Consider the following 24,318-nt stretch of genomic DNA (forward strand, 5'->3'; position numbering starts at 1 on the left):
GACGCGGCAACATCTTCCCTCTCCAGACAACCCAATCTTAGTTGGGTCACTGTCCGGAAAGTTCGTGGCTCCTCAGTCCTCCACTCCTCGTCGGCAGGATTCAACGGCGACTGAACGGTATGCGCAACCTGTGCCGCCAAACCGAGGAAGCTCGGGAGGTCAGAGGGCGGGTCCATAGATATCCCGGCGCCGGTGAAGATCACCAGGTTTCGCTCTTCCCACGCGGTGATAACCTCCGCGGGAATCTGCACACCACCGAGAAGCATGGCCGTAGTCTCTCAGGCTGCTGGACCTCTGGCAGCCCATCGAGCGAGCGCCCCGATCCGCGCCGCGGGAGATTCCTTCAGGAGATCGGCCCGGGCATACATCCGCGACGCCAAAGGCGGTGGTCGGGGCCAGCGGCGATCGATCAGGCCCGCGGTCGACGTCTCGGCTCCGGACCACCTGGATGGAAGGCAAGCACCATCCCGCCCAAGTCAACGATCAAGACCGACGGCGGTCGGCAAGTACTCGAGCGGGCGGTGCTGGTCGAGGTCACCATGGGGACCGCACGGTTGGTGTCCCGATTCCGTTGCCGCTGGGCGCATTGATGCTGAAGGGGGCGGCGTACCGAGTGGACAACCGCGATTGGGACCGTGTACGTGTACGTGTACCACGCAGCGTTCCTCGCCTCCCTGATCACCGATCCTTTCGCGGTCCGCGAAGGTTTTAAGGGCAGGGACTGCAAGCGGCTTCGAGCACTGGACGAAGTCCTGGGCGATTGCCCATACGCAGCGTGCTTGGCGCCGAGGCGGAGGACGCCTACGCGCGATGGCGCGCGCTGATCAGCTGACCTACCGGCCCGGCGGAGCAGTTCCCGCGTGATCGCACCTCGACGTCGCCAGCCAGTGCGATGAGACTGTGTTCATGAACAGTGAACTCCTGGGCTCGGTCGAGACTTTCAAGGGCGCGATGCAGATCTTCGAAGTTCCGAATCTGTGGCCGTCCCCGCTCGGGAGCAGCGTTGTCTGGCAGCGCTGCTACGTCGCTGCCTTCGACCATCGGCCCGTCGGGTTGGTCGTCGTCAACGATGCCGATCTGATCCCAGAGGCCGGGCATATGCCGAAGCCTCGTAAGGAGGGGGAACCTGGGTGGGACGGAACCGGCCGGGAGATTGAAGACATCTACATCACGCCAGCGCTGCAGGGTAAAGGCCCCGATGGCGAGCCACCGCTGGCGGCGAAGTTCTATGAGTTCCTATGGGGGAGCGGCCGCGCGGACAAGTATTCTGACCTGCGCACCGAGCATGGTGAAAAGCTGGTCCGGTATGCCAATCCCGATGCCGCCCCAGCCTTGGTAGACGCGACGATCTCCGCGAACTTGGAGAACCACTATCAGAACGCCTTAGATACCGCTGCAGAGTTCCTCCGCCGGCATCGCGAATCATCCGACGGCGAGGGGTAGTACGAGTGGTCGGCCCCCGCTGGCCCTATATGGTGTCGAACCGCGTCCCGCTGGAGATGCGAGCATGCCGGAGGGACTGAGCTCTGGGCGTCGGCCCCACGCGGAGAAGCTGCAGGTGGCTGAGCAGTTCGCCTCGGGCCTTGCCGGGTTCTGGAGCCTGGAACGGCGGATGGAGTACTACGAGCGTCCGGATTTGGAGACGTTCATGGCCACGGCCAAGCAGCGCAACCTCGAGAAGCAGGCGGGCTTCTACGTGGATCGGTCCAGTGAGAAGGTCGCGAGTCCGCTCGCGATCCCTGCTGATGATATCGCGAACGCCATTCGGTATACCGCCAAGGTCGTGCAGATTCATCTGATCGAGAATCACACTCGCCAGCAGGACGCGCGGCATGTTTCGCTGATCGATTCCGCCGAAGATCTGCACTTGGCGGTCATGCCGTTCTCCGACCCCGAGCTGTTCGCCGACTTCATCGCAAGGGCTAGACCACCCCGGGTGAAGGCGTCCTAGCCGGCCGGGAAGGCGCATGGACGAATCTGCGGAACTATCGAAGAACACCCCTCAATTCATGAGCGATAGCGACCGAAGCTTCGATCTCCGCCTTGCGATTCGAGACGCTTTCGATGTTGAAGCCGAACGGCATGCCGAGACGCCGACAGAATGCGGCGAGATCGACGGCGCTCGCCATGCACTGGTCGTACGATTCGGTGAGCGGGTCGGTAGCGTGCGCGAGACTGTTTTGTAGCCATCGAGGTACGTCGACGCCGAGCCATTCAAGGAACGCCAGCGTCTTCAGCGAACCGCACACGGACAGCGTGAGAACGACCGGCCGCGGATCGATGCGGGCCTCCGTGCACGCGTAGAAGTAGTCGGACAGCATGTTCTTCGTGGCCGCCACGTCGTACACGACCTGGGACACGAAGAACGAACATCCGCGGGTCTGCTTGGCGATCAGGCGGTGGTGTTCATCGCCGGTGGCGGTGTGGCGCTCGCTGATGGCCACCCCACCGAGCATCATGTCCGGGCGTACCTCGTGTTGCAGCTCCTGGCTGCGAGTCAAGCTGGTCCGCATGGCCTTCTGCTTCGACGATGCACCGACGAACACGGCTGAGACCCGGTTCGCGTCCGCAGCTTCCAGCCACGATCGCAGGACGGGTTCGGTGTACTTGCCGACTGAGCGGTAGATGACGATCGGGTATGGCAGGGCCGCCAGATGCGTAGCCTCGAACTGGGTGGGGTCCATGGTCGGCAGATACGGGAAAGGGCGCTCCGCCTGGTTCCGGTCGCTCTCGTCGTCGATGTCGTACAGGATGAGGCCGTCCACATCGATGTCGGCGAGCCGATCCATGGTGACGCGCGCGATGGTGGCGGCCTGCTCGGTGGTCGCGCTCTGGCGCGGCGGGGTGATGCCGAATAAAAGTGGCTCGGCGCCGGGCGTCTCGAACAGCGTCCGAAGGGGTGGCCTGTTGGTGGACGGATGCTCGGACACGCCCGAAAGGGTAGCCCATCGCAGCCCGGGCCCGAACGCGCCTGAGCAATGAGATTCAGATCGACCACGACGATCAAGTCGGTTGTCCACAGGCTGACAAATCGTTCCGGTGGATGGCGGAAAAGCTCGTACTTTCCCTTGTGTGCAGCCATCCCGAAGAAGTCAGCGGCGGTTGGACGCCTCCGGCCGATCGCTTGAAGGGACCGCTATGGATTCGTCGCCACGCCGATCGCTGAAGCCCCATGTCGGGGTCTGATGCTGAGGAAGGTGAGAAGGACCGCACGGCTGACCTGCGACTGCTCGCGCCGGCGGCGGTTGGTTGGCTGACCGCCATCCTGCTGCTGGGCACGAGTGCATCGACCGCTGTGGGGGTGGCAGCGGCGGTGGTGCTTCTGATGAGCCTCGGCCTGCTGACGCTTCGGTTGCGCGGATGGATCCGACTAGGTCGTCCTGTGCGGCGGGGACAGCCGGTGGAGTCCGGGGCACGGGGCCTGGTGCAGATGTCTCCGGTCGTGACGACCGCGGTCGGGGTCGGCGTTGTTGTGGTCGGGATGGCAGTGGCGGCCGGGCTGCAGATGGAGCGGTTGCAGGCGGGACCGGTGATGGGGTTGGCCGAGTCGGGGGCGGCGGTGACGGTTCGGCTGAAGGTGGTGAGCGATCCGGCTGTCCGCAGTACTGCTGGGGGTCGGCGCCCGCCGTATGTGGTGGTGCGGGCTTCGGTGGAGGAGGTGGTTGGCAGGGGAGTGGCGACGCGGGTTCGTACGCCGGTGGTCGTGATTGGGTCTGTGGGCTGGAAGGAGGTGAGGTTCGGGCAGCAGGTGGAGGCGACCGGGCGACTCCAGTCGGTCGACAAGGGCGGTGACGTCGCGGCGATGTTGTCGTCGCGAGTCGCACCGCGGGTGCTCGATGAGCCAGCTTGGTGGTTGCGCGCCGCCGAGCGAGTTCGTGCTGGGCTGAGGCAATCAGTTGCCGGGGAGCCGGAGGCGGTGCGCGGTCTGGTGCCGGCCCTCGTGATGGGGGATGAGTCAGGGGTGCCGCCAGAGCTGGTTGAGGACTTCAAGACGACCGGTCTCGCACACCTTTCGGCTGTTTCGGGGACGAATCTGACCTTGCTGTTGGCGTTCGTCATTCCGCTGGCTCGGTTGCTGGGCGTTCGCGCTCGTGGCCTGACCGTTGTCGGGCTGGCCATGGTTGTGGTGTTCGTGGTTCTCGCTCGTCCTCAACCGAGTGTGCTGCGGGCTGCTGCGATGGGCCTTGTCGCGCTGGCTGCGATGACCTCTGGCGGTACCAAGCGAGGAGTGCGAAGTCTGTCCGCCGCGGTGCTGGCCTTGTTGCTGCTGGACGTTTCGCTGGCCCGGTCCGCCGGGTTCGCGCTCTCGGTATTGGCGACGGCCGGCATCGTCGTACTGGCTCCCGCGTGGCGAGACACGATGTCGAGATGGATGCCTCGCTGGCTCGCGGAGGCCATCGCCTGCCCGTTGGCCGCGCAACTGGCCTGTACGCCGATAGTGGCCTGGCTGTCCGGACAGGTCTCACTGGTCGCGGTCGGGGCCAACCTCCTCGCTGGGCCAGCGGTCGGACCGGCCACGGTGCTCGGCTTCGGCGCGGCCGGCATCGCCTTGCTCAGTGCCGATCTGGCCCGGCTGGCGGGATGGGCGGCCGCCTGGCCGGCGCGATGGATCATCCTGATCGCGACCGAGGGCGCCGACCTGCCCGGGGCGGCGAGTGCCTGGCCGGCGACGGTTCTCGGCATCGCCGTACTGACTCTGCTCTGCCTCGGCCTGACGCTAGGGCTGCATCGGTTGCTTGCGCGACCGGTCGCGGTGCTCTTGTGCCTGATCCTGTTGGTGGTCGCCTTGCTTCGGCCGGTCGGCTCGATCGGATGGCCGCCCGATGATTGGGTCCTGGTCGCTTGTGATGTGGGGCAAGGTGATGGCCTGGTCCTGCGGGCCGGGCCGGCCTCGGCGGTCGTGATCGATGCCGGACCTGATCCGGTGGCGATGGACCGCTGCCTTCACGAGCTGGGCGTCGAGCATGTGCCGGTGCTGATCCTGAGCCACTTTCATGCTGATCATGCAGGTGGAGTCGCGGGAGTGCTGCGCGGCAGGGTGGTGGACAAGATCGAGGTCGGGCCTTACCTCGCGCCGGCCGCGGAAGTCGATCGGGTGCGGGCGCTGGCCGCGGCCGGCTCGGTGCCGGTCCGGACGGTCACCTACCGGGAGCGGCGGACGGCCGGCGAGCTCGCTTGGACGGTGATCTGGCCGGCCCGGGTCCCACCGCTCGGTGGTTCCGGCTCCGGTGGTGACGGATCGCCGGAGAACAACGCGAGTATCGCCATGATGGTCGAGACCAACGGCCTGCGAATCCTGCTCACCGGTGATCTGGAACCGGAGGCCCAGCGGGCGGTGGTCGCGTCGGGTGTCGATCTGCGGGCCGACGTCGTGAAGGTCGCCCATCACGGGTCGTCGCGGCAGGACCCGGCGTTCGTCGCAGCGACGGGAGCGCGTCTGGCGGTGATCTCGGCCGGAGCCGACAACGACTACGGTCATCCCGCGCCCCGGACCCTGGAGTTGCTGCAGCGAGCCGGAACACGGGTGGCCCGTACCGATACCGGTGGATCGGTGGCGGTGCTCCGCCGCGGGGCAGGCCTGGCCGTCGCGACTCAGAAGTCGGCCCCATGAGCCAGCCGGACACCTTGAACCGAAGTTCGGCACTTCGCCTCCCGCCGTGCCCTTGTGTAGTCGGGTTGAGCGACCGTCAAGGATGCCCGATCGCCGGCGCGGATCTCGGCCTCATTGAATCCGTACAGCGGCAGTGCCTCTCCGTTGCGACGCAGGCGGCGGCGACGGAGCATCAGAGCAACTGATCATGCGAGCACGGCAGTGATCGGTCCGGCTGTTGTGCCCGGTTCAAGGACGATGACCGGTCGGTAGTGCGGGCCGCCGTTCGTATCGCCATCCCATTCATAGACGACGGTTCGGAGGGTGTTCAGGTATCGCCCTACGAGCACGGCCATCGTGAAGGGGCCGTGAAAGGCGAGATGCACCTCTGCCCGCCCGCGGCTTGCGGACAGCTTCTTGATTCGCTGTGCCACGGCCACGCTGAGACGAGCTGCCTCCCGTGGGTCGATGCACGTTGAGCCCGTGACCGAGACCACCTCGGCCGCGACGAAGCCCTCGCCGGATTGCTTTACAAGCTGGTCAAACGCGCTGCGATCCGCTTCGGCGGTCAGGGTCACGAAGATCGCAACGCTTTCGGTCCCCTCGGCAGCGTGAACACTGTCGAGATGGACCTCCTCTGTCTGCAGCTCGGTGGTGTGCGGATCGTCCTCGGGCGCGGTGGACTCCCAGGCATTGTCCTTGACATCGAGAACCACGAGGTTGCCGAACTTCGTCTCCGGTAGTGCAGCTCCTAGCGCGAGTCCAATTGACAGGTGGGCCCCGCCCGACACTCGCACGCGCCGCGCACCTGCCGCATACACGGCGTCGCTGGTCAGCGGGAGAGTCCGTCGCAGGTATTCGAGTCCTTCGGGGGAGGGGAGCCGTCCGTCGCTGGGAGGTTTGAGGCGGACGTGCAGGTCTTCCTCATCGGCGTCGATCGCGAACGGTGCCGGACGGCTCTGCACACGAATCGTGAGGTCCCGATCTTCTTGGCGAATCGCGGGTTTGCGCTGCTCGATGCGGTGCATGAGGAGGTCGCGCACGATCTCGACCTCACCGGTCGAATCAAGCATGTTGGCCTGCTTCTTGTCGGCCAGAGTGCGTGCTGGCGCGAGCCTTAAGAGCCGGTCCGGGGCGTCGTAGTCGCACTTCGAGTCGCTTCCTTCTCGGGCGACCGCGTTGGCGATGCACAGGCTGAAAGCAGGATCGTCGTCGAGCTGGAGCAGCCGGGGCAGTTCGCGTTCGCGAACGATGTCGCTGCCGGCAATGTCAGATGTCACGATGAGAACGCCTGCCGAGAGCCCGGCGGTTAGAGCCTGTTCGAGACGGTCGGTGGTCGTGCCTGGCCGCAGGTCGGTGCGGTCCCTCCACACCACGAGGCCCGCGGCCCGAAGCAAATTCTCCAGTGACTCAGCCTGTGACGTCCCGTCCCACTGGCGGTAAGAGATGAATACGGGGCCGTCACCTCGGACAGCGCCGGCTGGCAGCGGGCCTAGCGGTTCGAACCTTAGCGGCGGAACGGAGACCGTTGCCTTCCGCGCCGTGGTGAGTCCAAACCGCTGGCGTCGGGCGATGAGACCGAAGAACACACCAGCGCCAGTAGGGGCGTAGACGAGCAGCGCAATTGGGCCGTCGCTGACTTTGGCGGTCGCGCGCATGGCAGCGACGTCGATCGGGCTGGGGCCGGAGGGAGCGGGATGGCTGTGCCATTCGCCAACGTAGCCGATCGGGTCGTTGACTGCTCGCTTTGCCAGGAACTCTGTGAGGACGGCGTTCGCGCGGACGTCATCGCGAACATACTTGTCCGTTGTCGCCTGGCGGCTGTCGACGACCAGGGCGTGGGTTACCACCACATTGCTGTCTTCTCGATAGCCGAGGAGGATCCCACCGGCTTCCACGGGCAGAAGTTTCGCGGTCTCGGATGCGATGGTCTCGTACGCCTCCGCCCGCATGTCGATGCCCGAAGATGGTCGAGTCATTGGCGAGTCCTTGCTGTGCTGATTGGAAGGTCCCGCACTTCTCCGGCGGAGTCGACGGGGCGTCCGACGAGTAGCCCGACGGCGTGTCGGACCGTTGCTGCTGCGGCCTCGATCGCCACGTGAGGTGGTGTCGGCGAGATCGGGCTGCCGCATCCGGCCTCGAAGACTTCTCGTCCCGCACTGTTTGTAGTGGAGGATGACTGAGGCAGTGGGTCAGTCCCGTCGAGTGACGGCAGCAGATCGATGCGGAAGGTCGCGCCGTCGTTCTGGATCACCGCCGAGACGATCCGCTTCGCCAATGTCTGAGCAACGACGTGGAGGAGTGCAGTGGTGGCGAAGTCGGCGGTGGCGTCTACCACGAGGTCGTGACTGTTCAGAAGCTCAATGGCCCCGTCACGGGACGTGAGTGCTCTGTCGATCGTCACGATGTCGCAGGCCGCAATCTCATGGCGCGTGATCAAGTGCTGCTTGATCGCTTTGACCTTCGGTTGTCCCACCGTTTCGGGGCCGGCAAGGTGGCGCACGAGGTTTCCTGGCATGACGACGTCAGGGTCAATGAGCGTGAGATGACGGACGCCGGAACGCACGAGCATGTCGGCGATGAACGAGCCGAGCGCTCCGACTCCGACGATCGCAACTCGACATCCGCGGAGTTCGGGGGCGAGCACACCCGCGCGAGCCGTCTTGGCGGCGGTGGTGTCAGCGCCCGAACGGAGACGTCGGACTGCGAAGCCTCCATTGACGCTGGGGCACACCTCGAGCACAATCGCGCCGTCGACGGAGTCGCGCCGATAGATGAGCACCATGATCGTGATCAGATGATCGCGAATCCTGCGATCTAAATTCACACCCGGGTCGATACGAGCAGCGACGTCGTCCCATGATCGTGGCGGGAGGTCTACAGCGCCTAGGTCAGCGACGTAGCCGAAACGATCTCTGCTGTGTTTCGAGGTCTTCGCTGGGCGTGTCCCGCTCCCGATCCGCATCGTGTTGTTCTTCGCTGGGCGAAACCGCACGAATCTGTTGCGATACCGGCTGAGGTCGTCGTAGAGATACAGGCGCTCATCCTCAGACGGCTTGAAGTATCGGTCGAGGTCGAGGTCGGGTCGGTCGTCGGGCCAGCCGGAGTCCGCTTGCTCGAACCAGGCCGTGACGTGTTCAAGGAATGCAGGAGCGTCGGTCCACCACAGGCCATCATGATCGTCCTGGGCGACCAGGCAGAGCGAACCGTCCAGCTCTCGGTGCCATGACCAAGCGACTGCATCGGGGGTGACCGGGGTGACGCGGGGCGGCTGGAACGGGTACCGGGAGCGCAGCTTGATCAGGACGTCGGTCGTTTCACCGGAATGAAAGACCGGACCCTGCCAACCAGCATCACTCTCGGTAAAGCTGGCGCGGATCAGGCCTTCCTCGAAGTGCTGGCGTGAGTAGGCGACGTAGGCGTCGTACTCGGTGGAGGTCACCCGAAGGTCCTCGTGCCCGCCGGGACCACCCGCGCGCCGGCTGAGATCGCCGACTTGCGCTTCGTCCCGTCGTCGTTGAACCCCGGTGGCATCGGGAACACGGTCTTGTCGTCACCGTTCTTGCCCAGCAGCTTCTGAAACGCCAGCGCTGCCGTGCCCTCGTCCTCCTCATCGAGCGCGCCACGTGCCGCTTCTGCCGCGTCAGCAAAGCGGGTCCTGGCTGTAGCCAGCTCGTCATCGGTCGCGCGAATGCTAATGGTGCGCCCGGGCAGCGTTGGGTCGTTCACATCGATACCGAAGCTGACGAAGCTGTCGATGATCTTGGCAACCTCTTCGAGAGCAGACACGTAGTACTCCGCGTGGTCGTTCCCCGAAACCAGCCCAGAGACGAACGCCTGATAGGTCGCCACCTCGATGAAGAAGCCACCCGGCTTCTTCAAGCCCAGGAGGGAGCGGCGGGTCTGACGGAGCAGCTTGACCGTCGGAACGTAGTAGCTGTCATGGGTCGTGTTCATCTCGCTCGACAGGGAAGTGAGCGCCTCAGGGTTGGTGCGCACCCACTTGTCCACGTTGCCCTTCTGCGGAATCTCCCACGTCTCGCCGTCCCAGTACGGGCGGGCAGGCACAGCATCGACGTACAGGTCGTACTCGGGGAACGAGATCTGCAGGCTACGGTCCTGACGCTTCGTCCGCCGGTGTCCATCGGAGTCGGTGCCGAACTCGGTGTGCAGCACGGTGAAGAACCGGTCGAGGATGTCGTTCGAGGTAACATCGCTCGGGACATCCGGGAGCCGCACGAACACATCGACATCCTTGACCCGCTTGATCGACACGTTCCGCTTGTAGGAGCCGATCAGCACCGGGCTCACGCCGTACTCGGTGAGCTTCGCGTCGGCCTCGAGCGCATCACGCACCAGTCGATGCGCCTCTGGTGCGTTGGCCTTGTCATCGCCGGGCTCGACGGAGCTCAGCGCGTCCTTGAACTGCTGCTTCAGGTGAGCCATCGGGCCCTCCGATCTGTTGTGACTGCCTTGGGGTTGCTCTGAGCCTGCCTCAGACCACCGACATCGCGAGGCGGCACGGTGGTCAGCGGCCTACTTCTTTTTGCTCTTGCCGCGCTTGCCGGTGCTTTCGTTGATCGTGGTCTTCGGGTGACGTTTCACCGTGGACTGCTTCACAAACCGCCCAGTGACGGCACTGCGACCTCGCTTGCCTGCCATGCTTCTCACCTCCGTGTTCTACATCCGATGCCATGTTTCAATTCTAACACACGTGTCTCAGAGGTAACGGGCTGTTGCAGATGTGACACACTTGGAGCATGGCCAAGATCACGATCAACACTGGCGCGCTGCACTCCGCTTTGGACGCTGCCCGTCAAGAGCGGCAACTCTCCTGGCGAGGGCTGGCCGGTGAGATCGGCGTGAGCCCTTCGCTGCTGTCCAGGCTCGGCAACGGCCTCAAGCCGGACACTGACGGGTTCGCCACCATCGTCGCCTGGCTCCGACTCCCCGCCGAGGACTTCTTTGAGCGCGAGGGACAAGACGATGTGGACGACACCCGCGAACCCGACCTCATGGCTCAGCTTGCCCCGCTTCTGCGCGCACGCAAGGACCTCACTGAGACCGACATCAAGTACCTGCAACAAGTGATCGGCGCGACCGTTGAACGTGCGCGGGCACAGGGATGACTCGTGCGTCGAGGATTCAAGACCGAGGCGAAGAGCCTCGCACTGGAGTTGCGGTCGGAGATCGGTCTCGATGCGCACTCGCCTTTCGACCCCTACGCCTTCGCCTCCGAGTACGGAATCCCGGTCGTCCAGCTCAGTGATCTCGACGGTGCTGCAGTCAACTACTTCCTCAAGGCGAACGGGAGCGCCCTGTCCGGGGCTCTGATCCCGCACAGAACAGGCGTGGTCATCCTGGAGAACGACGCCCAGCCCCTGTCCCGCAGACGCACCACCGTGTGTCACGAACTCGCCCACGTCGTCCTTGAGCACCAATTCGGCGTCTCGCTCTCCGACGAGAGGAAATGTGGGCTCGGCGGTGATCAAGAGGCAGAGGCCGACTGGCTATCCGGCGAGATGCTGATCCCTACCGACGGTGCCTTCCGGCTCGCCCGAGCGAACGCCACCGACGAGGAGGCGGCCGCTGACTATGACGTCAGCCTCGCCGTCGCCCGCTGGAGAATGAACCACAGCGGAGCCCGCAAAGTCATGGAACGCGCGCGGGCCAAGTGGGCCAGGACCACGAGCTGACGTCCCTCGCCAGCGCACTCGCCACAGCGAGCAGCATGCGTAGCGGAGAGTCCTGGCCGCGAGACGCGATATCCCTCAGCTTGTAACGTTGATCCGGCGAGAAGCCCGCCTCAGACCCCGGAATACTGTCGATTCCGTGACTTGGCAGCAAGACCACAAATGTCATCGAAACCCCTGGCCAGGAGAACGCTGGGATTCGCGACCCACCTCTTTGAGGAACAGTGTCCGGTACCAATCTCACCCTGCTCCTGGCCTTCGTTCTCCCGCTGGCAAGGCTCCTCGGCGTCCGCGCCCGCGGTCTCACGGTCGTCGGCCTGCTGATGGTCGTCGCGTTCGTCATCCTCGCCCGCCCCCAGCCAAGCGTCCTCCGAGCTGCCGCGATGGGCCTGGTCGCTCTCGCCGCCATGACCACCGGCGGCACCCGACGCCGAGCAGTCCGAAGCCTCTCCGTCGCGGTAATCGCCCTGCTCCTACTGGACACGTCACTCGCACGCTCAGCCGGCTTCGCCCTCTCCGTCCTCGCGACCGCCGGAATCGTCCTGCTCGGCCCAGGCTGGCGCGATGCCCTCGCCCACTGGATGCCACTCCGCCTGGCCGAAGCCATCTCCTGCCCACTCGCAGCCCAACTAGCCTGTACGCCGGTAGTCGCCTGGCTCTCCGGCCAGGTCTCACTTGTCGCCGTCGCCGCCAACTTGCTCGCCGCCCCCGCAGTCGGCCCAGCCACCATCCTCGGCTTCGGCGCGGCCGGGATCGCCTTGCTGAGCTCAGATCTAGCCCGCCTGGCCGGTTGGCTCGCGAGCTGGCCCGCCCGCTGGATCATCCTGGTCGCCGAGACCGGAGCAGATCTTCCAGGCGCCGTCAGCCCTTGGCCTGCGACGGTTGCCGGCGTCACGATCCTCACCCTGCTCTGTGTCGCGCTGACTTTCGGCCTGTATCGAGTCCTCACCCGTCCACTGGCAGTCCTGCTCTGCTTGGCGATCCTCGTCTTCGTTGTCCTTCGTCCCACTCCACGCCTGGGCTGGCCACCCGCCAACTGGTTCCTCGTTGCCTGTGCGGTCGGTCAAGGTGACGGTCTTGTCCTGCGCGCCGGCCCGGACTCCGCCGTCGTGGTCGACACCGGCCCCGACCCAACCCCCATGGATCGCTGCCTGCAAGACCTCGGCATCACGCGCATCCCCGTCCTGGTGCTCACCCACTTCCACGCCGACCACGCCGGCGGCCTCGCCGGTGCCCTCAACGATCGCCAGGTCGGCGAGCTCGAGGTGACGCCGTACTTCTCCCCACCCGCCGAACATCGCCGAGTCCAAGCCCTGGCGACAGCCCACCGGATCCCCATCCGCCCGGTCACCTACCTCGAACGCCGAACCGTCGGCGCACTCACCTGGACAACTCTCTGGCCTGCCCAAGTCCCGTCCCTGCCCGACAACCCGTCCACCACCACCGACAACGAAAGCTCACCCGAGAACAACGCCAGCATCGTCATGCTCGTGGAGACCGCCGGCCTGCGCATCCTGCTGACCGGCGACCTCGAACCCGAAGCCCAGCGAGCCGTCCTCGCCGCCCACCCCGACCTCCGCGCCGACATCCTCAAGATCCCGCACCACGGCTCAGCCCGTCAGGACCCAGCTTTCTTCGCCACCGCCGACCCCCGCCTGGCAGTCATCTCCGTCGGCGTCGCCAACGACTACGGCCACCCCGCCCCGAGAACTCTCGACCTGCTCACCCGGGGAGGCGCAGCCATCCGCCGTACCGACACCGCCGGAGCCATTGCCGTCACCACCGACGGCGACGCCCTGGCCACGGCCACCCAGGGCCGACAACCATGACCACCTCTCCAGGTCGGACCCAGGCGGCAGCCCACGAACTGCAGCCACCGCGACTCCGAGATGAAACCGAGCATCGCCCGGGCAACGGCAAGCGTGACCAGTTCGGAGTCCGTCAACCGTGGTGGACGGCCCAGCCATTCGGGCCTCTCCGATCTCGTCGTCGATCTTCACTGAAAGTGCTGTCAGCAGGATGTCCAGGTTGTTCGTCACACAACGATCTTGGATGCCCTGTCTGCGTTCCCGGGCCCGCCATAAGCATTCGGATTGCCTCGACGAGAGCGACGTCCTCCAAGTCGAGCCGACTGCGACCAAGCACCCGTGACAGGGTGGACGAATGACGACGGACCGCGAGTACTCATCCGATCTCCACCCCAAACCGTGGTTGGACACCGCCCCGGCCCACGGAGATCTCGTTGCGGCGAAGGCGCTCGTCTACGACCCCTGCGGGTTCACCTGCTCGCAGCCAGTGCCCGAAGCCGAGGGTGCCGCTTACGCCGCCCACGAGTTCATTCTTAACGGCCTCTCCATCCGGTTCCGCGCAGCCAAGACGACCCCCACCAAGGTCGACCAATTCGTCACCGTCTGGAAGAGGTCCCCGGCCGGGCCTATCCAGCCCTTCGACGCCACGGACCCCGTCGACCTCTTTATTATCAGCACCCGCGACCATCACCACTTCGGCCAGTTCGTCCTTCCCATGGACGCGCTCCGCCAACACGGTGTCGTATCAGCAAGCGGCTCCGGTGGGAAACGAGCCTTCCGCGTCTACCCGCCCTGGGTGACCACCACCAACCGCCAGGCCAGCAGTGCGCAGGCGTGGCAGCTGGACTTCTTCCTGCACCTGCACCAGGACGGGCCTGTCGACCTGGTCCGCGCTCAAGAGCTCCATCGCCCGCAGGATGGCGCTGGCACAACCACGAGACCCGGTCAGCCCAGCACGCGATCGCTGATCACCTACGACCACTGATCATTCGGGATGACTCGTCCAGCGTGGCTGACGCCGCCGACATTCATTGGAGGTGCTGCGGGGCGAGCGTTGAGCGTCGCGTAGTCGCCAGATGCGGAGTGGATCCCATTCGTCGCAGGGCTCGTAGTCGATGTTCAGGCGGCGCCGGACCTCGGTGTGGAAGCGCTGAAGGCCTGTGGTGTTGCGGGTGGCTTCGGCGATCCAGTGGAGGTTGTCGAGGATGCAGGCCAGGGTGACCGCTTCGGGGTAGTCACGAGTTGGGCGAGCGGGTGCTGGGGGTTGAGGAGTGTGTTGTCGGCGTCGACGTAGTGCCTGAGTCGGCGCTGACGATGCGTGGGCCGGTCCCCGCGCTCGGTCCAGCGGTAAAGGACGTGCTGTGCGGTTTCCCATCCCTGTAGGGCGCGCGGGCCGCCCGGCGCGATGAAGGTCTGTGCCAGCTGGCGTTGCGCGCGGCCGCGTGCCTTCGGCGACACCTTGTGGCGGGGTGGGCGCGAAGAATGTCGGTACGGCGTGGGATGCTGAGCGCGTTATGGCTGCTCGGAAAAGTGGTGCGCCGAAGTTGGGTGACGTGTTGCTCGTCACCGGCTCGGAGACGTTTTTGGCGGATCGGGCGGTGCGGTCCGCGATTGCGGCTGTGTCCAAAGGGAAAACCGATGTCGAGGTCACCGACGCCGGCGCGGGGGAGCTCGATGTCGGGGTGTTCGCGGAGCTGACCGGGCCGTCGTTGTTCGCGACGGAGCGCGTGCTTGTCCTGCGGATGCTGGAGAATCTGCCGGCCGAGATGGTCACCTACCTGCTGGAGTATGCGGGCGCGCCTGCTGACGACGTACTGGTCGTGCTGGTGCACTCAGGTGGCCAGAAGGGCAAGGGCGTACTCGACAAGCTGCGCAAGGCCTCGGTGAACGAGGTCGTCGCGACAGCGCCGAAGACGTGGGAGCTGCCGCAGTTCGTCCTCGGGGAGATCCGGTCGTTCGGCGGATCGATCGACGAGCACGCCGCGGCCGCACTGGTCGACGCCGTCGGGCACGACCTGCGGGCGTTGTCCGGAGCCTGCTCGCAGCTGGTCTCGGACTCGGACGGCCGGGCGATCTCGACCGACCTGATCAGCCAGTACTTCGGCGGCCGCGCTGAGGTCACCAGCTTTGCCGTCGCCGACGCGGCCATCGCAGGGCGTACGGAACCAGCACTCGAGCAGCTGCGCTGGGCCATCGACTGTGGGGTCGCTGCAGTCCTGGTCACGAGTGCGATGGCCGGCGGCCTACGCGGGCTGGCGAAGTTTTCCAGCGCGCCACCCGGCCTTCGGGAAGCAGACCTGGCTCGCGAGGTCGGCGTGCCGCCGTGGAAGCTCAAAACGCTTCGCCAGCAATCCCGCGGCTGGACCCCCGGCGGCCTCGCGACAGCGATCAAGGCAGTAGCCCAAGCAGACGCCGACGTGAAAGGGGCCTCCGGCGACGCCGGCTACGCCCTGGAACGCATGGTCATCACCGTCAGCCGAGCCCACGGCAGACGCTGACCGTACGACGCGGACAACTTCCGAACGGCGCGATCAGCTACGAGCGCCAGTGACGAACGGAAGCGGTCCATCTGCTCCGTTCCGACCCGCAGGAACCCGTGCCGGAGATCGCGTTCCTGCGGGAGGAGGAGGGCGCTCACCCGGGCGAGAGGGAGCTGTTCACGGGCCCGCGACCTGCCTCCAACGCGTATCAGGCTGGCGATAGCTGGCCGAGGGTACGACGACATCCGGTGAGCGCATGCGTCGCGGCGGATGCGCATTGGCAGGAGCACGTGCTCGGCTAGGGGGCCGTCGTCGTGGGTGCGAGAAACGCGTCGCCGACACCTGCTGGGCTGGCGATGTCGAGCGGTCAGCTCGTGTGGCGACGGATGGGAGGCGGAACTACCGCTGGAACTCCAGGCGAGCGCCTGTGCGAACGACCGCGCCGATAGCGCCTTGGTCAGGCCGAGCTTTCATCTCGGGTGCAACTCAATGCGCGCACGGCCGGGTCGTCGCTGCCTAGCCGGCGGGGACGGGTGGCGCGATGGACCTCGTGCACGGCGCCGTCCACCAGGTCTCGGCGTACCGGGCTGTGTACGAGGAGCACCGAGCGCGTGTCGAGCGGTGAGAGCATGCCGAGGTTGCCTCGGCATCGCCCACCGGAACGCCGGCTCCGGGCACGCGCGGAGTGGCGAGTGTGGCGCTGAGCGGCGCGGCGGGCTGGGCGATCTCGCGCCGGGGCACGTGGTGGTGATGGACGTCGGCGGATTGGGAGGTCTTGTCCCGGCCGTGAGTTGCCGCCGAGGTTTCAGGCTGGCTGGTGGTTGCCTGGTCGGCGGACGACGACGCGGAGCGGGCGAGCACCTGCCGAGGACGAGCATGCGCGGAGTGGCGAGTGTGGCGCTGAGCGGCGCTCGGAATGGGGGTCTTGTCCCGCCGCGAGCTTCCGCCGACGTCTTCAGGCTGGTGGTGCCTGGTCGTCCACAACGACGCGGAGCGCTGAGCGCACTTGAGCGGCGAGCGCCTGCCGAGTGCCGAGATCCGAGCGCGCGTAGGGGCTGGACGGCGGGTGCGGCGCGGGGTCTTCCGCCGCCAACGTGTGTCGGGGCTGGTGGTACCTGGCGGGCCGGTGCGGCGACGCCGCGGGGCGAGCGCACATCGAGCGGTGAGTGCGACGCGGATTGGGGCCGGGTTAGGTTGGGTGGGTGGCTACGTATGGGGATCTGCCGGGGGAGTTGGGGACCGAGCGGTTGCGGTTGCGGCGGTGGGTGCCTTCGGATGCTGAGGAGTACCGGGGGTTGTGGCTCGAGCGGGATCCGCGGGCGTTGCGGCGGGTTGATGCCGAGGGGCGGCCTACGGTTGAGGAGATTCGGGGGTGGCTTGTTGAGAATCCGCTCTCGGCGGCGCCGGGGTTGGGGTTGTTGCCGATCGAGGTTCGGGACACGGGGGAGTTCGTCGGGTACTGCGGGCTGACCGTGGGGCAGGCGTCGTTCGATGAGCCTGAGATTGCGTACGAGTTGGCTCGGCGGGCCCATGGGCACGGGTATGCGACCGAGGCTGCGCGGGTGGTCGTCGAGGCTGCTGCGCGGACGGGGCGGCGGCGGTTGTGGGCGACCGTGCGGGAGTGGAACGCGGAGTCGTTCCGGGTGCTGGAGAAACTCGGGTTCGAGCGGAGCGGGCGAGTGACCGCGGATGCCGAGCGTGGGGACTCGATCTGGATGACCCGGGGGCTCGAGCAGGTCTGAGGGAGCGGGGGTCCGCGGGCGCGTGAGGCTCGCCGGCGGTGGCTTCGAAACAACCGTCGCGGGGGCGTGCGGGCGACTCGGGATCGGTGGCGAGTCGCGCGAGTCGGGACCGGCGCGAGCCGCGGGTCAACGCGGGGTCGCGGACCGACGGCCAGCCCGGATACGCGCTGGCGAGCTGCAGGTCAGAGCTGGCTTATCGGCGAGTGCGGATCAGAGCACTGGTTTTGGGTACGCAAAAACGATCGGCCCGGTCCACTGGGTGGAGGGCCGATCGTTGGGTGCGATCAGAGGGAAGCGGCCTTCTTGAAGATGGACGACTTCCGGTTGGCGGCCTGGTTGGCGTGGATGACGCCCTTGCTGGCAGCCTTGTCGAGCAGGCGGCCAGCAACCTGGGCCTGCTCCTGGGCCTTCGCGGAGTCGCCGGCGTCGGCGGCCTCGCGGAAGCGGCGAACAGCCGTCTTGAGGGTCGACTTCACAGACTTGTTGCGAAGCCGCGCAGCCTCGTTCTGGCGGTTGCGCTTGATCTGGGACTTGATGTTCGCCACGGAGCAGAGCCTCGATCAGGAGTTTGCGGTCAGTACAGGAAAGGTGGCGGGTGCAGGGCGGTAAACCGACGCACACACGCGAAGAGACAGATTAGCAACAAGTTGGGGGTCCACCAAACTGGGCGGGCTCCCCGCAGGTGGGCCTCGCGCCCCAGGAGATCAGCGTACGCCGGACTCGGCGGCTGTCTTGAGGTTGGCGAGGGTGGTGTGGATGCCCTGCTGGTTGAGCGGAACGCGTTGGCCGTAGACCGCTGAGAGGGCGTGGCGCAGAGCTCGGGGGCGGCGGTCGGTCCAGGACTCGGTGACGGTGCAGGCGCCGTCGGGAGTAGCGGCGAGCTCGTAGGACCAGTCGGCGACGGGCAGCGGGCCGAAGTAGATGTGGAAGGTGAAGCGCCGCCCGGGCTCCGCCTCGGTCACCACACCCTGGCTGATCCAGCGAATGGCGCCGATGCGGTTGTGGCCGATGAAGCGGGAGCCTGCGGCGTACGGCGGACGGCCGCGCCAGGTGACGCGGGTGCACTCCGGCGACCACTCGCCCATCCGGGGCAGGTCGGAGATCAGGGCGTAGAGGTCGGCGGCGGGGGCGGAAACGGCGATTGACTCGCTGAGGTCCGGCATCAGGTCTCCGAGGGAAGAAGTGGAAGCAACGACGGGGAAAACAGCAGGAGCAGCCCCGGGCCGAACCTGTGACACGGGATGGACCGAGCGTGACATCGCGGCGGGGCAACGGCATACTCGGGGCCCTCGTGGCGCCGTTGGGGACGGCCGCCAACCGCAACTGAACCCCGCAAGCCGACCAGCCAGCTCCGCCAGCTCTGGAGGAACTCAGTGCCCGCTTCTGCCCGTCGGCGTCTGACGGTGCTCACCGTCGCCGCCGTGAGCGCGACCGCTCTGGTCGCCACCGTCGTGAACCACGCGACGGCGTCCACCCCGACCGCCACCACCGCCGACCCGCAGGTGAAGGAGTCCGCGACCGGGGCGTACATCGTCCAGCTCGACGACTCTCCGGTCACCGAGTACGACGGCGACATCGCCGGCCTGGCCGCGACCCGGGTGCTGCCCGGCGGCAAGCTGCTGCGCGAGGCGACGCAGGTCGTCAGCTACGTCCAGCACCTCGCCGGCGAGCGGACCCAGGTGCTCGACCAGGTGCCGGGTGTGCAGAAGCTGTACGACTACGACTACACGTACGCCGGGTTCTCGGCGCGCATGTCGCACGACGACGCGGTGAAGCTGGCCAAGGCGTCCGGTGTGAAGAGTGTCGAGCCGAGCGAGATGCAGCACGCGGACACCGTTGACACCCCGCGCTACCTGGGCCTGTCCGGCAAGGGCGGCGCCTGGCAGCAGGCCGGTGGCGTCGACAAGGCCGGCGACGGCGTGATCGTCGGTGTGATCGACTCCGGGTTCACCCCGGAGCGGCCGAGCTTCGCGCCGATCAAGACCACCAAGGCGTCCGACGCGCTGGTCAAGAAGAAGTGGAAGGGCACCTGCCAGGTCGGCACGGAGGCTCCGGTGACCTGCAACAACAAGGTGATCGGCGCCCGCTACTTCGACGCCGGCATCGGCGACCGCCCGATCCCGGAGGAGTACCGTTCGCCGCGCGACTACGGCGGCCACGGCACCCACACAGCCAGTACGGCGGCCGGCAACTACGGCGTCGACATGAAGGTGCTCGACCGGGACTACGGCAAGGGCTCCGGCATCGCCCCGCACGCGCGGCTGGCGATCTACAAGGTGCTGTGGGCCGTCGACGCGGCCGGTGGCGGCAGCGGGACCGACGCCGACATCGTGGCCGGGATCGACGCGGCCGTCGCCGACGGCGTCGACGTGATCAACTACTCGATCTCCGGCTCCGGCTCGACGTTCGTCAACGCGACCGGCCTGGCGTTCCTGCGGGCCGCGAAGGCCGGGGTCTTCGTCTCGACCAGCGCGGGCAACACCGGTCCCGGCGAGAGCACGGTCGGCAAGAACTACCCGTGGGTGACGACCGTTGCCAACGGCACCCATGACCGCGACGTCCAGACCACGGTCACCCTCGGCAACGGCAAGTCCTACACCGGCGCCGGCATCGCCAACGGTACGCCGAGCGAGCCGCTCGTGCTGGCCAAGGACGCCGGCCTCGCCGGGGCCAACCAGGCCAACCTCGTGCTCTGCATGCCCGGCACGCTCGACCCGGCCAAGGCGACCGGCAAGATCGTCGTCTGCGACCGCGGCGTCAGCGACCGGGTCGACAAGAGCCGCCAGGTGAAGGCGGCGGGCGGTGTCGGCATGATTTTGGTCAACCCGACCGCGAACACGCTCGACTCCGACCTGCACTCGGTCCCGACGGTTCACCTGGACAACGTCGTCGCCCCCGAGATCAAGGCGTACGCCGCGACCGCGAACCCAACGGCCACGATCGCGGCCGCCAAGACCGTTCGCGTGAACGCGCCGAAGGTCGCCAGCTCGTCCAGCCGCGGCCCGTCCCTGGCGGGCAACGGCGACCTGCTCAAGCCGGACGTGATGGCGCCCGGCACGAACGTGCTCGCCGCGACGACGCCGTTCGCGGCGGCCGGGGGCGAGTACGCCTTCATGAGCGGTACGTCGATGGCCGCGCCGCACGTCGCGGGCGCCGCCGCCGTACTGAAGAGCCGGTACCCGACCTGGTCGCCGATGGCGATCAAGTCGGCGCTGCTGACCACCACGACCTCGCTCGACGCCGCCGGCAAGCCGATCCAGAACGACGCCGGCTCGCCGGGCACCCCGTTCGGGTACGGCGCCGGGCTGATGCAGCCGAAGGAGGCGATGGACCCGGGCCTGGTCTACGACTCGTCGTACGACGACTGGGCGCGGTTCGTCTGTGGGTCCGGGCAGGTCGGCGCGACGCACGAGCTGTGCGCGAAGGGCAAGACCGACCCGAGTGACCTGAACTACCCGACGATCGCGATCGGCGACCTGGCCGGCAAGCAGACCGTCAAGCGGACCGTGAAGAACGTCGGCAAGCTGCCCGAGGTGTACTTCCCGAAGGTGGAGGGCCTGGCCGGCTTCAAGGTCACCGTGACGCCGAAGCTGCTGGTCCTGCTGCCGGGCGCGAGCGCGTCGTACCGGGTGACCTTCGAGCACAACGGCGCTCCGCTGGAGCAGTACTCGTTCGGCAAGCTCAACCTGCGGTCCACGCGGCACGTGGTGAGCAGCACGCTGGCGATCCGGCCGCTGACCGTCAAGGCGCCGGTCCAGGTCACCGGCACCGGCGCCACCGGGTCCGTGCCGGTCCCGCTCACCTCCGGGTACGCCGGGACGCTGCAGACCACAGCGGCCGGGCTGGCCGCGGCGGGGGTCAACGAGGCGGCGCTGAAGAACCCGGGTGGGGTGTCGTTCCCGACCGCGAACCCGGCGGCCAACGAGCACGTCGCCAAGTTCACCGTGAACGTGCCGGCCGGGACCAAGTACGCCCGGTTCTCCACCTTCGACGCCGACTACCCGGCAGGCACCGACCTCGACGTGTTCGTCTACAAAGCCGGTACGACGGCAGTGCTCGGCAGCAGCACGGGCGGCTCGGCCGAGGAAGAGGTGAACCTGCCTGCTCCGGCGGGTGGCTCGTACGACGTGTACGTCGACCTGTTCGCCGGTGCTGACGAGCAGGGCGTCAAGCTCAACCACTGGGAGCTGCAGACCCCGGCAGGCAACCTCACCGCGACTCCTGCGAGTCAGGCGGTCCAGGCGGCCGGCCAGGCGACTGTTACCGCCGCCTGGTCCGGCCTGACCGCCGGGACTCGCTACCTGGGTCTGCTGACCTACTCCGACGGAGCCGACGGCTCCGGCTCGACAGTGGTTCGCGTCGATGCCTAAGGCTTGATCAGCCTGACTGACTTGAGATCCGGGGCCGTGAGGACCTTCTCGCAGGCCCCGGACTCGACAGTGCACCGGAACACCGTGTCGTGCGGCAGCTCCTGCGCAGGTGTTCCGATCGACACCATCGGGCTGGCCGGACGGCCGTCGTCGCGGAGCGCCTGGACGACCAGGACGTGGTCCGCGTCCTCGAAGCTCGGGGCCTCGGAGACGTGGGCCTGAGCCAGCTGGAACGGGGTCCGCTTGCCTGTCCGGAGGTCCACTACGGAGTCCGGCAGGGCGAAGGTCGCACCATCAGGGGAGACCACCGGGTGCAGCGGTTCCTGCTCGCAGTACGGACGACCAGTGGTGAGCCGGCCTCCGGGCAGCTGCGCGTAGGTCAGGCAGTGCTGCTTGCCGACCGAGGTGGCCATGAGGATTCCGCCGGCCTGCTGGGCGACGTCGACGAAGGAGGTGGTTCCGGGCAGCGTCGCAGGCGTCAGCTGCCCGGTCCTCGGTTGCCAGACCGACATCTGGCTGACGGCCTGGTCGCTGAGCTTCGACACCCAGATCCCGGCCTGGTTCCAGCCGTGCAGAGCAGCCTCGTACGGCAACGCCCTCGTGGCGAGAGAACGACCTGACGCCACGTCGTACACCTGCAGCTTGGTTCCCTCGACCACCGCGACCTGCGTGCGGTCCGGGGACAGTACGGCGTGGTGGGCGTTGCCGGTGGCCGATCCGATCGGACGCCTCGTACCGTCGGCGGCCACGACGGCGATGTGCGTGTTCGTCGCCGAGTCGTAGCTGATCAGCCAGCCGCCTGACACCCGGCCGACCACATCGCTGACGTCTTTCGGCACCCCGACGACCTGGTCGCCGTCGTGCAGCGTGCGATCACCCTCCAGCGGCCGCAGCAGGTACGGCACGTTCAGGCTCGTCGCCGGCCGGGCCGGTTGGACCGGGGGATTGATCAGGTGCGCCACCAGGACCGCCGACGCGATCAGTACGGCGACGACTGCCGCGGCGAGCAGCGGGGTCCAGACGCGCGAACGGGTTCGGGGCGTGATCAGCCCGGGGGACTCGGCGTCGTCAGAGACGGTGTTGGCCTTGGCCTGCAGGTAGTCGCGCAGGCGCGTCTCGGTGTCGTTCATCGCGCGTCCTTCGAGTGCTCAGTCTTCAGGTGCTGGGTCAGGAGGGCGAGGCCTCGCGACGCGGTGGCGCGGGCGGTCGACTCGCTGATCCCGAGGGTCTGGGCGATATCGGCGTGCGGGAGATCGAGGTAGTAGCGCAGGACGAGGACCTCGCGGGTCCTGGTCGGCAGCTTGCGCAGGGCCCGTTGGACCTCGCGGCGCTCTTCGCCGAGCACCACCTCGTGCTCGGCGGAGGCGCCGGGTCTGTCGAGCGGGGGGATGTAGAGCCGGGCAACGCGGCGCCTGCGCAGGGTGGAGCGGCTGCGATTGAGCACCGTCGTACGGAGGTAGCCGAGGGCCTTTCCGGAGTCGTCCAGCGGCCAGCGCCGGTACAGCTCGGCGAAGGCCTCCTGGACCAGGTCCTCGGCCGACTGACGGTCGTCGACCATCAGCACCGCCAGTCGGACCAGACCGACCCAGTGCTCCCGGTACAGCCGGGTCACGGCGGCCGGTGCGTCGTCGGGCACCGGTACGGCGGCGCCGATACTCACCATTGGATTCGTCACACCCGTCTAGACGCCCGGCGGGCCAGAACGCTGCATGACGTCAGCCGAGTCGTTCGCGCAACCAGTCGAAGTGCACCTGGGCGGTCGCGTACTGCCAGGCCCGCATGGTCGGGATGCTCGGCTGTGGTGGCTGCGTGCTGCCCCACAGGTAGCCAGCGCAGAGCCCGGCGATCAGACCGTTCACCCCCGGCTCGTCCGGCAGGTCCGGCAGATCCACCGACTCGTACATGTCGCCGCAGAGGATGACCGTGTCCGTCCAGACCGGTGCGATCGAGGCGTGGGCCCAGTCGACGAAGACGACTCGGTCCTCGGTGAGCAGGAGGTTGTCGGCCCGCAGGTCCCAGTGCGCGAGGGCGCTGCCCTTCGACAGCTCGTCCCGCCCGGTCCGGGCCAGCTCGGCGAGCTCCTGCTCGCGCCCGGCCGCCCAGTCCGGTACGGCGACGCCGTCGGCGATCACCTTCTCCCACCGGCTCAGGAACCCCTGGCTGCGCTCAGCAGCGACCGGTGCCTCGGCCCAGGGCGCCGGGTCCAGCGACTCGGACAGCTCGGCCAGCGCGTCGAGCACCCGGGAGGCGTCGTGCTGGTGCCAGGGGTGCGGCGGCACGTAGCCGGAGATGTCCTCCAGCAGGATCCCGACCCAGTCGCCGTCGTCGTACACGCCGTACAGGCCGGGTGTCTGCGGCAGCGGGCCGATCGCCTGCATGGCGGTGATCTCGTTGCGGATCAGGGCGGGGGTCCCCGGGTTGAGCTCGGGGCCGACCGCCTTGACGAACGCCCGCCGTCCCGACGCCGTCACCAACCGGGCCGCGACGCCCGGCGAGAAGCCACCCAGCTGCGTGGACGCCGTGACGACCGAGGCGCCGAGCGAGCGCTCCACCCAGGCGCGCACGCGGGCAGGAGCCTGTTCGTAGGCCAAGCGGGTCCCCAGTGCGTGCGCCATGCCTACTGAGGGTAGATGGT

21 protein-coding genes are annotated in these 24,318 nt (G+C 67.3%); 10 read left to right on the top strand and 11 right to left on the bottom strand.

Annotation, left to right across the window (positions count from 1 at the left end):
* Positions 1–266 (bottom strand): hypothetical protein (locus ACLQ2O_RS27570; protein ID WP_425836539.1); only part of this gene is annotated, 266 nt, incomplete at its 3' end.
* A 640-nt stretch (positions 267–906) separates the two neighbouring features.
* Here ACLQ2O_RS27570 and ACLQ2O_RS27575 point away from each other — a divergent pair.
* Both ACLQ2O_RS27575 and ACLQ2O_RS27580 read left to right on the top strand, forming a co-directional pair.
* Positions 907–1,443 carry a hypothetical protein gene (locus ACLQ2O_RS27575; RefSeq protein ID WP_425836541.1) on the top strand — a complete coding sequence of 179 codons (537 nt, stop codon included), beginning with the start codon at positions 907–909 and terminating at the stop codon, positions 1,441–1,443.
* Positions 1,444–1,507: 64 nt separating this feature from the next.
* Positions 1,508–1,951, top strand: a complete 444-nt coding sequence (locus ACLQ2O_RS27580; RefSeq protein WP_425836544.1) for a hypothetical protein — start codon at positions 1,508–1,510, stop codon at positions 1,949–1,951.
* A 34-nt stretch (positions 1,952–1,985) separates the two neighbouring features.
* On the opposite strand, the gene ACLQ2O_RS27585 is transcribed toward ACLQ2O_RS27580, so the two are convergent.
* The gene (locus tag ACLQ2O_RS27585; RefSeq protein WP_425836546.1) at positions 1,986–2,930 is read right to left on the bottom strand and encodes a methylenetetrahydrofolate reductase; all 945 of its coding nucleotides are present in this window, start codon (positions 2,928–2,930) and stop codon (positions 1,986–1,988) included.
* Between the two features lie 500 nt (positions 2,931–3,430).
* On the opposite strand from ACLQ2O_RS27585, the gene ACLQ2O_RS27590 reads away from it, so the two are divergent.
* Positions 3,431–5,611 carry a ComEC/Rec2 family competence protein gene (locus ACLQ2O_RS27590; RefSeq protein WP_425836549.1) on the top strand — a complete coding sequence of 727 codons (2,181 nt, stop codon included), beginning with the start codon at positions 3,431–3,433 and terminating at the stop codon, positions 5,609–5,611.
* A gap of 185 nt (positions 5,612–5,796) precedes the next feature.
* Here the strand turns inward: ACLQ2O_RS27590 and ACLQ2O_RS27595 are convergent, their stop codons facing one another.
* From ACLQ2O_RS27595 to ACLQ2O_RS27610, 4 genes are all read right to left on the bottom strand, one after another.
* A complete protein-coding gene (locus ACLQ2O_RS27595) occupies positions 5,797–7,569 on the bottom strand; it encodes an SAVED domain-containing protein (protein ID WP_425836552.1) in 1,773 nt (590 codons plus the stop codon).
* A complete protein-coding gene (locus ACLQ2O_RS27600) occupies positions 7,566–9,032 on the bottom strand; it encodes a HesA/MoeB/ThiF family protein (RefSeq protein ID WP_425836554.1) in 1,467 nt (488 codons plus the stop codon). The genes ACLQ2O_RS27595 and ACLQ2O_RS27600 overlap by 4 nt, the downstream gene beginning before the upstream one ends.
* A complete protein-coding gene (locus ACLQ2O_RS27605; protein WP_425836557.1) occupies positions 9,029–10,036 on the bottom strand; it encodes an SMODS domain-containing nucleotidyltransferase in 1,008 nt (335 codons plus the stop codon). Before ACLQ2O_RS27605 ends, ACLQ2O_RS27600 begins: the two co-directional genes overlap by 4 nt.
* A 90-nt stretch (positions 10,037–10,126) precedes the next feature.
* Entirely contained in the window at positions 10,127–10,252 is a 126-nt protein-coding gene (locus ACLQ2O_RS27610) for a hypothetical protein (RefSeq protein WP_425836560.1), read from the bottom strand.
* A gap of 98 nt (positions 10,253–10,350) precedes the next feature.
* Here ACLQ2O_RS27610 and ACLQ2O_RS27615 point away from each other — a divergent pair, with 98 nt between their 5' ends.
* From ACLQ2O_RS27615 to ACLQ2O_RS27640, 6 genes are all read left to right on the top strand, one after another.
* Positions 10,351–10,719 carry a hypothetical protein gene (locus tag ACLQ2O_RS27615; protein ID WP_425836562.1) on the top strand — a complete coding sequence of 123 codons (369 nt, stop codon included), beginning with the start codon at positions 10,351–10,353 and terminating at the stop codon, positions 10,717–10,719.
* Positions 10,720–10,722: 3 nt separating this feature from the next.
* On the top strand, positions 10,723–11,286 hold the full coding sequence (locus tag ACLQ2O_RS27620; protein ID WP_425836565.1) for an ImmA/IrrE family metallo-endopeptidase: 564 nt from the start codon (positions 10,723–10,725) through the stop codon (positions 11,284–11,286).
* A 221-nt stretch (positions 11,287–11,507) separates the two neighbouring features.
* Positions 11,508–13,112, top strand: a complete 1,605-nt coding sequence (locus ACLQ2O_RS27625) for a ComEC/Rec2 family competence protein (protein ID WP_425836568.1) — start codon at positions 11,508–11,510, stop codon at positions 13,110–13,112.
* 334 nt (positions 13,113–13,446) lie between these two features.
* Positions 13,447–14,076, top strand: coding sequence for a MepB family protein (locus ACLQ2O_RS27630; protein WP_425836570.1), 630 nt, complete (start codon positions 13,447–13,449; stop codon positions 14,074–14,076).
* Between the two features lie 529 nt (positions 14,077–14,605).
* Positions 14,606–15,589 carry a DNA polymerase III subunit delta gene (holA, locus tag ACLQ2O_RS27635; protein WP_425836573.1) on the top strand — a complete coding sequence of 328 codons (984 nt, stop codon included), beginning with the start codon at positions 14,606–14,608 and terminating at the stop codon, positions 15,587–15,589.
* A gap of 1,184 nt (positions 15,590–16,773) precedes the next feature.
* Entirely contained in the window at positions 16,774–17,313 is a 540-nt protein-coding gene (locus ACLQ2O_RS27640; RefSeq protein ID WP_425836575.1) for a GNAT family N-acetyltransferase, read from the top strand.
* A 284-nt stretch (positions 17,314–17,597) separates the two neighbouring features.
* Here the strand turns inward: ACLQ2O_RS27640 and rpsT are convergent, their stop codons facing one another.
* Both rpsT and ACLQ2O_RS27650 read right to left on the bottom strand, forming a co-directional pair.
* On the bottom strand, positions 17,598–17,858 hold the full coding sequence (gene rpsT, locus ACLQ2O_RS27645; protein ID WP_184793535.1) for a 30S ribosomal protein S20: 261 nt from the start codon (positions 17,856–17,858) through the stop codon (positions 17,598–17,600).
* A gap of 159 nt (positions 17,859–18,017) precedes the next feature.
* Complete coding sequence (locus tag ACLQ2O_RS27650; protein WP_425836579.1) at positions 18,018–18,476, bottom strand: SRPBCC family protein; 459 nt, start codon at positions 18,474–18,476, stop codon at positions 18,018–18,020.
* Between the two features lie 258 nt (positions 18,477–18,734).
* Between ACLQ2O_RS27650 and ACLQ2O_RS27655 the strand changes: the two genes are divergently transcribed.
* The gene (locus ACLQ2O_RS27655) at positions 18,735–21,683 is read left to right on the top strand and encodes a S8 family serine peptidase (protein WP_425836582.1); all 2,949 of its coding nucleotides are present in this window, start codon (positions 18,735–18,737) and stop codon (positions 21,681–21,683) included.
* Here ACLQ2O_RS27655 and ACLQ2O_RS27660 read toward each other — a convergent pair.
* Genes ACLQ2O_RS27660 through ACLQ2O_RS27670 form a run of 3 tightly spaced genes read right to left on the bottom strand, consistent with a single transcriptional unit; the run spans position 21,680 to position 24,298 of the window.
* Positions 21,680–22,813: a hypothetical protein gene (locus ACLQ2O_RS27660; protein ID WP_425836585.1), complete on the bottom strand. Its 1,134-nt coding sequence runs from the start codon at positions 22,811–22,813 to the stop codon at positions 21,680–21,682. The two genes, ACLQ2O_RS27655 and ACLQ2O_RS27660, sit on opposite strands and share 4 nt — an antisense overlap.
* Positions 22,810–23,346 carry an RNA polymerase sigma factor gene (locus ACLQ2O_RS27665; protein ID WP_425836588.1) on the bottom strand — a complete coding sequence of 179 codons (537 nt, stop codon included), beginning with the start codon at positions 23,344–23,346 and terminating at the stop codon, positions 22,810–22,812. Before ACLQ2O_RS27665 ends, ACLQ2O_RS27660 begins: the two co-directional genes overlap by 4 nt.
* A 52-nt stretch (positions 23,347–23,398) precedes the next feature.
* Positions 23,399–24,298 carry a phosphotransferase family protein gene (locus ACLQ2O_RS27670; RefSeq protein ID WP_425836591.1) on the bottom strand — a complete coding sequence of 300 codons (900 nt, stop codon included), beginning with the start codon at positions 24,296–24,298 and terminating at the stop codon, positions 23,399–23,401.
* Positions 24,299–24,318: the final 20 nt, after the last annotated feature.

Source organism: Kribbella sp. DT2, from assembly GCF_049844575.1.
Taxonomy (GTDB): Bacteria; Actinomycetota; Actinomycetes; order Propionibacteriales; family Kribbellaceae; genus Kribbella.